Annotated in this window: 5 protein-coding genes and 1 pseudogene; 4 read left to right on the top strand and 2 right to left on the bottom strand. The window is 63.1% G+C overall.

Annotation, left to right across the window (positions count from 1 at the left end; translation table 11 throughout):
• Positions 1-243: pseudogene (locus YY7_RS61750) on the top strand (IS4 family transposase); the annotation flags it as partial.
• A gap of 49 nt (positions 244-292) precedes the next feature.
• Here YY7_RS61750 and YY7_RS0102040 read toward each other — a convergent pair.
• Entirely contained in the window at positions 293-1,465 is a 1,173-nt protein-coding gene (locus tag YY7_RS0102040; protein ID WP_028161773.1) for an isovaleryl-CoA dehydrogenase, read from the bottom strand.
• A 373-nt stretch (positions 1,466-1,838) separates the two neighbouring features.
• Here YY7_RS0102040 and YY7_RS0102035 point away from each other — a divergent pair, with 373 nt between their 5' ends.
• Positions 1,839-3,110 carry a cytochrome P450 gene (locus YY7_RS0102035; protein WP_028161772.1) on the top strand — a complete coding sequence of 424 codons (1,272 nt, stop codon included), beginning with the start codon at positions 1,839-1,841 and terminating at the stop codon, positions 3,108-3,110.
• Positions 3,111-3,233: 123 nt separating this feature from the next.
• The gene (locus tag YY7_RS0102030) at positions 3,234-4,508 is read left to right on the top strand and encodes a cytochrome P450 (RefSeq protein WP_028161771.1); all 1,275 of its coding nucleotides are present in this window, start codon (positions 3,234-3,236) and stop codon (positions 4,506-4,508) included.
• A 317-nt stretch (positions 4,509-4,825) separates the two neighbouring features.
• On the opposite strand, the gene YY7_RS0102025 is transcribed toward YY7_RS0102030, so the two are convergent.
• A complete protein-coding gene (locus tag YY7_RS0102025) occupies positions 4,826-5,746 on the bottom strand; it encodes a LysR substrate-binding domain-containing protein (RefSeq protein WP_028161770.1) in 921 nt (306 codons plus the stop codon).
• Positions 5,747-5,876: 130 nt separating this feature from the next.
• On the opposite strand from YY7_RS0102025, the gene YY7_RS0102020 reads away from it, so the two are divergent.
• Positions 5,877-7,043, top strand: coding sequence for an acyl-CoA dehydrogenase family protein (locus tag YY7_RS0102020; protein ID WP_028161769.1), 1,167 nt, complete (start codon positions 5,877-5,879; stop codon positions 7,041-7,043).
• Positions 7,044-7,046 lie beyond the last annotated feature (3 nt).

The raw sequence follows: 7,046 nt of genomic DNA, 5'->3' as shown, positions 1-7,046 counted from the left end.
CTCGGCACCAACGACAATGCTATCCGCCTGCAGGTGCTCGCTGCGATGATTGCCTACCTGTTGTTGCGCATCGCCGCGCGCGCCAACTGCGTCAAGATGCTCCCTCTCAGGCTGGCCGAACTGATCCGCCAGTTTCTGTTCACCCGTCGATCCCTGGCCGCGATCAACGAGCCGCCACCTATCAATCCCAGTAAGCCCAAATCGCGAACTTCCCCGAACCAATTGGCATTTTGCTATGGCTGATTTTCCCCGGACAGCCCTGCGAAGAGCGGGGAGAGGGAGAAAGAAGACACTACGCGGTCTTTTCGAACAGTTCGCGGCCGATCAGCATGCGGCGGATTTCGCTGGTGCCGGCGCCGATCTCATAAAGCTTGGCGTCGCGCAGCAGGCGGCCGGTCGGATAGTCGTTGATGTAGCCATTGCCGCCGAGGAGCTGGATAGCGTCGAGCGCGCATTGCGTCGCCTTCTCGGCGGCGTAGAGGATCGCGCCGGCGGCGTCCTCGCGCGTGGTCTCGCCGCGGTCGCAGGCTTTCGCCACCGCATAGACATAGGCCCGCGAGGCGTTCATCGTGGTATAGATGTCGGCGACCTTGCCCTGCACGAGCTGGAAGGTGCCGATCGGCTGGCCGAACTGCTTGCGCTCGTGCACATAGGGCATCACCACGTCCATGCAGGCCTGCATGATGCCGATCGGGCCGGCCGCCAACACCGCGCGCTCGTAGTCGAGGCCGCTCATCAGCACGTTTACCCCGCGGCCGACCTCGCTGAGCACGTTCTCCTCCGGCACCTCGCAATCCTCGAACACCAGCTCACAGGTGTCGGAGCCGCGCATGCCGAGCTTGTCGAGCTTCTGCGCGGTGGAGAAGCCCTTCATGCCCTTCTCGATGATAAAAGCGGTGATGCCGCGCGGACCGCCGTTCGGATCGGTCTTGGCATAGACCACCAGCGTCTCCGCGACAGGACCGTTGGTGATCCACATCTTGTTGCCGTTGAGCACGAACCGATCGCCCTTCTTCTCCGCACGGGTCTTCATCGAGACCACATCGCTTCCGGCGCTCGGCTCGGACATTGCGAGCGAGCCGACATGCTCACCCGAGATCAGCTTCGGCAGATATTTCCGCTTCTGCGCCTCGTTGCCGTTGCGGCGGATCTGGTTGACGCAGAGGTTGGAATGGGCGCCGTAGGACAGGCCGACGGACGCGGAGGCACGCGAGATCTCCTCCAGCGCGATGCAGTGCTCGAGATAGCCGAGGCCTGTTCCGCCATATTCCTCCTCGACGGTGATGCCGTGCAGCCCGAGCGCGCCGATCTTCGGCCAGAGGTCGCGCGGGAATTGGTTGGTGCGGTCGATCTCGGCCGCGCGTGGGGCGATCTCGTTGCTCGCGAAATCGTACACGGTCTCGCGGATCGCATCCGCGGTCTCGCCCAGGTCGAAATTGAACATCCGTTGCGCGTTGGGAATCATGGCGAGCGGCCTCCAGAATGGCTTGTTGCCCTAGCCTTATGCGCTGCCGGACCGGTTGTCACGGGGCACCTTCGTCCCCCTCTCGGCGCTCTTACGGCAACGTCAGCCCCGTCATTCCGGGGCGGCGCGAAGCGTCGAGCCCGGAATCCATTTCTCCGCCTGCACATGCGGTTGAATGGATTCCGGGCTCGTCCTTCGGACGCCCCGGAATGACGGGGGAGCTACTTCCCAGCCCTTTCGCGGGGCGAGGTCGAATCCGAATGCGGCCAAATGTGCCAAACTCGCCCTTGCCCTGCGCGGCGTGACGGGTTGTAATTCCCGGAAAATGCGCCCGACGGAACAACCGGACCGGGACGATCCAAGGAGATACGCCATGCACGGGACGGTCGATCGCGCCCAGAGCGAAACCCAGGAGGCCGCCCGCGAGCGGGCTTATGCGATCCCGCTGGATCAATTCGACCCCAGCGCTCCCGAACTGTTCCGGACCGATTCGTTCTGGCCCTATTTCGACCGGCTACGCCGGGAGGAGCCGGTGCACTATTGCCGGGACAGCCTGTTCGGGCCCTATTGGTCGGTGACCAAGTATAACGACATCATGGAGATCGAGACCAACCATTCGGTGTTCTCCTCGGCCGCCTCGCTCGGCGGCATCACCATCCGCGACATCGCCCCGGATCTGCGCCGCGAAAGCTTCATCGCGATGGATCAGCCGCGGCACTCGGCGCAACGGCGGACCGTGGCGCCGATGTTCACGCCGACCCATCTCGACGAGCTGGCGATCAACATCCGCAAGCGCTCGACCGAATGCCTCGACAACCTACCGCGCGGCGACGTGTTCGACTGGGTCGACAGGGTCTCGATCGAATTGACCACGCAGATGCTGGCGGTGCTGTTCGATTTCCCCTGGGAGGACCGGCGCAAGCTGACGCGCTGGTCGGACGCCGCCACCACCCTTCCGGGCGCCGGCGGGCTGGTCGCGACCGAGGACGAGAGGCAGGCAGAGCTGATGGAATGCGCCAGCTATTTCTCGCGGCTGTGGAAGGAACGGATCGACCAGCCGCCGAAGAGCGACCTGCTCTCGATGATGGCGCACAGCCCGGCGACGCGCGACATGGACCCGAAGAACTTCCTCGGCAATCTGATCCTCTTGATCGTCGGCGGCAACGACACCACGCGCAACACGCTCTCCGGCAGCATCTATGCGCTGAACCGGAATGCCGACCAGTATCGCAAGCTGAAGCAGAACCCTGACTTGATCGACAGCTTCGTGCCGGAGGTGATCCGCTGGCAGACGCCGCTGGCGCATATGCGCCGCACCGCGCTTGCCGACATCGAGTTCCGTGGCAAGCAGATCCGGAAGGGTGACAAGGTCGTGATGTGGTACGTCTCGGGCAACCGCGACGAAGATGTGATCGACCGCCCCTACGAGTTCATCATTGATCGCGCCCGTCCCCGCACTCACATTTCGTTTGGCTTCGGCATCCATCGCTGCGTCGGCCTCAGACTTGCCGAATTGCAGTTGAAGATCATCTGGGAAGAGATCCTGAAACGCTTCGACACGATCGAGGTGGTGGAGGAGCCGAAGCGCGTGTATTCGAGCTTCATCAAGGGATATGAGACGCTGCCGGTCCGCATCGCGGACTAGAGCGTTTTCGAGCGAAGTGGACACCGGTTCGCGTGAAGAAAACGCGTCAAAACGAGAATCTAGAGCTTCGGTTCTGATTCCATCAGAACCGAAATGCTCTAGCGCTTTTGGGAGTTGATAACCATGAACGTGCAGACTTCGGTCAGGGTCGACAGGAACGAGCTGATGCGCCTGGCGCGCGAGGAGGCCTATTCGACGCCGCTGAAGAATTTCCACCCGGGCGCGCCAAGGCTGTTCCAGAACGACACGTGGCAGCCGTGGTTCGAGCGGCTGCGCAAAGAAGAGCCGGTGCATTACTGCACCAACGCGCCGATCGAGCCCTATTGGTCGGTTACGAAGTACAACGACATCATGCATGTCGACACCAACCACGGCATCTTCTCCTCTGATGCGACGCTTGGCGGCATCGGCATCCGCGACATGCCGGTCGGCTATGACTGGCCGAGCTTCATCGCGATGGACCAGCCGAAACACTCGGCGCAGCGCAAGACGGTGTCGCCGATGTTCACGCCGACGCATCTGGACGAGCTTGCCAAGCTGATCCGCGAGCGGTCGCAACGAGTGCTGGACGGCCTGCCGCGCAACGAGACCTTCAACTTTGTCGAAAGGGTCTCGATCGAATTGACCACGCAGATGCTGGCGACGCTGTTCGACTTCCCCTGGGAGGAACGGCGCAAGCTGACGCGCTGGTCCGACGTCGCCACCGCTCTGCCCAAGAGCGGCATCGTCGACTCGCCGGAGCAGCGGCGGAAGGAAATGGACGAATGCTACGCCTATTTCGCCAAGCTCTGGAACGAGCGCGTCAACGCGCCGCCGCGCAACGATCTGTTGTCGATGATGGCGCATAGCGATGCGACGCGGCACATGGACCGCGACAACCTCATGGGCAACCTCATCCTGCTGATCGTCGGCGGCAACGACACCACGCGCAACACCATGACCGGCTCGGTGCTGGCGCTGAACGAAAACCCGGAGCAGTACGAGAAGCTCAGGCAAAACCCTGAATTGATCGACTCGATGGTGCCGGAAGTGATCCGCTGGCAGACGCCGCTCGCCCATATGCGGCGTACCGCTCTTGAAGATACCGAGCTCGGCGGCAAGACGATCAAAAAGGGCGACCGCATCGTGATGTGGTATGTCTCGGGCAACCGCGACGAAGAGGTGATCGACCGCCCCAACGAGTTCATCATCGACCGACCGCGGCCGCGCACGCATCTGTCGTTCGGCTTCGGCATCCACCGCTGCGTCGGCATGCGGCTCGCCGAGCTGCAATTGAAGATCATCTGGCAGGAGATGCTGAAACGGTTCGACCGTATCGAGGTGGTCGGCGACCCCCGGCGGATCTATTCCAGCTTCATCAAGGGATATGAGACGCTGCCGGTGCGGATTCCGGGGTGATCGTCATTGCGAGGAGCGAAGCGACGAAGCAATCCATGCTTCCGCGGGTGGAGAGATGGATTGCTTCGCTTCGCTCGCAATGACGCCGTCGTCCCGGGCTTGACCCGGGACCCATAACCACAGGGCCTTGTAATGTGCTCCGCAGCAACTGCTTGCTCGCGTCACAACAACTTCCTGTGGTTATGGGTCCCGGCTCAAGGCCGGGACGACAGCAGGCCGCTATAAAAACCCGGCATGACAGCCTGCACCAGATGCGAAGGGAAGCTGGCGCAGGCTTGCCCTAAATCTCCCCGCTGTTGGCGCGCACCGCAACGGCGTTACGCCAGCTTGATGTCCCAGAGGCCTTCCTTGCGGCAGGCAGCGACCTCCTCGCGCAACAGCGCGGTGACGGCGGTGGTCGCGATCGAGGTGGGACGATCGATCGGAGAGGCAATGATCAGCTCGCGCGACAGCGGCTTTGCGATCGCCGCGGTTTCCAGCCGTCCGTCGGCGACTTCGCTCCGCACCGAAGACGGCGGCAACATCGCGAAGCCGAGCCCCTCCTCGACCAGGCTGGTGAGCACGCGGAACGAATCCGCCTCGAGCTGGACGTCGAGCTTGATCTTCTTGAGCGCCGCGGCGTGCTCGATCAGGGCACGGAGCCCATGCGAATGACTGGGCAGTACCAGGCGCTGGCGCAAGAGCCAGCCGATCTCGACCTGCTTCTTGCGCGACAAGCCGCAGCCGCGAGGGCCGACCGCGACGATCTGGTCGCGGCCGAGCGGCTGCGTCGCCAGATGCAGGTCCGCGGTGCGGCCGTAGATGATCGAAAGGTCCATCTCGCCGCGGTGCAGCCATTCGATCAGATGGCCGCTATAGCTCTCGACGATGCGCAGCGAGATGCCCGGGAAATTCTCCACGCAGCGGCGGGCGAAGCGCGCCGAGAGCACGCAGCTCACCGTCGGCACCAGGCCGAGCACTACGCGGCCCGACGGCGGCCCCTGCGCGGACTGGATGTCGTCGCGGATCTGGTCGACCTGGCGGACGATGCCGGAGGTGCGCGCGAGCAAGAGGCGACCGGCATCGGTCAGCACCATGCCGCGACCGTTCCGCGTGAACAGCTCCGTGCGCAGCTCGTGCTCGAGCAGCTTGATCTGCCGGCTCAGCGCCGGTTGAGCTATGCGCAACGTGTCGGAGGCCTTGCTCAGGCTCCCGAGTTCCGCAACGCAGGTAAAGGTCCTAAGCTGGCGGAAATCCATGCTTGCCAATCTTGGAATGCTACTTCATACGCTATAACAAAACAGCATAGGGAGTTTACGCCGGCGCCACAATGGTCCGCCGCGCCTTTCAGATCCGCCATCCCTTAAACGAACGCGCCGGTGATTTCCGATGACCGCACAAGAACACCATGACGACTATTCCGACATCCGCGATGCGGTGGCAAAACTCTGCGCACAGTTTCCCGGTGAATACTGGCGCAAGCTCGACCGGCAGATGGCGTATCCGAAGGAATTCGTCGATGCGTTGACCGAAGCCGGCTATCTCTCGGTGCTGATCCCCGAGGAGTATGGCGGCGCGGGGCTGAAGCTGTCCGCGGCGGCGGCGATCCTGGAGGAGATCCAGCGCGCGGGATGCAACGGCGGCGGCTGCCACGCGCAGATGTACACGATGGGCACGGTGTTGCGGCACGGCAATGCCGAGCAGAAGGCGAAGTATCTGCCGAAGGTCGCGAGCGGCGAATTGCGGTTGCAGGCCTTTGGCGTGACCGAGCCGACCAGCGGCACCGATACCTCTTCGCTGAAGACGTTTGCGCGGAAGGACGGCGACCACTACGTCGTCAACGGCCAGAAGATCTGGACCAGCCGCGCCGAGCATTCCGACCTGATGATCCTGCTCGCGCGCACCACGCCGAAGGAGCAGGCGAAGAAGCGGACCGACGGGCTGTCGGTGTTCATCGTCGACATGCGCGAGGTCAAGGGCAAGGGGCTGGAGATCCGCCCCATCCGGACCATGATGAACCACGCGACGACAGAGGTGTTCTTCACGGACATGCGGGTGCCGGCGGAAAACCTGATCGGCGACGAGGGCAAGGGTTTCCGCTACATCCTCTCCGGCATGAATGCCGAGCGCATCCTGATCGCGGCCGAATGCATCGGCGATGCCAAATGGTTCATCGCCAAGGCGACCAACTATGCCAAGGAGCGCGCCGTGTTCGGCCGGCCGATCGGCCAGAATCAAGGCATCCAGTTCCCGATCGCAAAAGCCTATGCCTCGATGCGCGCGGCCGAGTTGATGGTGAAGGAAGCCACCCGCAAGTACGAGGCCGGGCTCGATTGCGGTGCGGAAGCCAACATGGCGAAGATGTTGGCGGCGGATGCGTCCTGGGAAGCGGCGAATGCCTGCGTGCAGACCCATGGCGGCTTCGGCTTTGCCGAGGAATACGACGTCGAGCGCAAGTTCCGCGAGACGCGGCTCTACCAGGTGGCGCCGATCTCGACCAATCTGATCCTGTCCTTCGTCGCCGAGCATGTGCTCGGCATGCCCCGCTCCTACTGAGGT

The sequence above is a fragment of the Bradyrhizobium elkanii WSM2783 genome, assembly GCF_000472865.1.
GTDB lineage: Bacteria > Pseudomonadota > Alphaproteobacteria > Rhizobiales > Xanthobacteraceae > Bradyrhizobium > Bradyrhizobium elkanii_A.
The sequence above is the reverse complement of the archived record's forward strand: the minus strand, read 5'-3'. Positions and strand labels throughout refer to the sequence as shown.

Bases quoted from the DNA above. Each gene is read 5' to 3' on its own strand.
- YY7_RS0102040 (WP_028161773.1), bottom strand. From the start codon at position 1,465: ATGATTCCCAACGCGCAACGGATGTTCAATTTCGACCTGGGCGAGACC.
- YY7_RS0102035 (WP_028161772.1), top strand. From the start codon at position 1,839: ATGCACGGGACGGTCGATCGCGCCCAGAGCGAAACCCAGGAGGCCGCC.
- YY7_RS0102030 (WP_028161771.1), top strand. From the start codon at position 3,234: ATGAACGTGCAGACTTCGGTCAGGGTCGACAGGAACGAGCTGATGCGC.
- YY7_RS0102025 (WP_028161770.1), bottom strand. From the start codon at position 5,746: ATGGATTTCCGCCAGCTTAGGACCTTTACCTGCGTTGCGGAACTCGGG.
- YY7_RS0102020 (WP_028161769.1), top strand. From the start codon at position 5,877: ATGACCGCACAAGAACACCATGACGACTATTCCGACATCCGCGATGCG.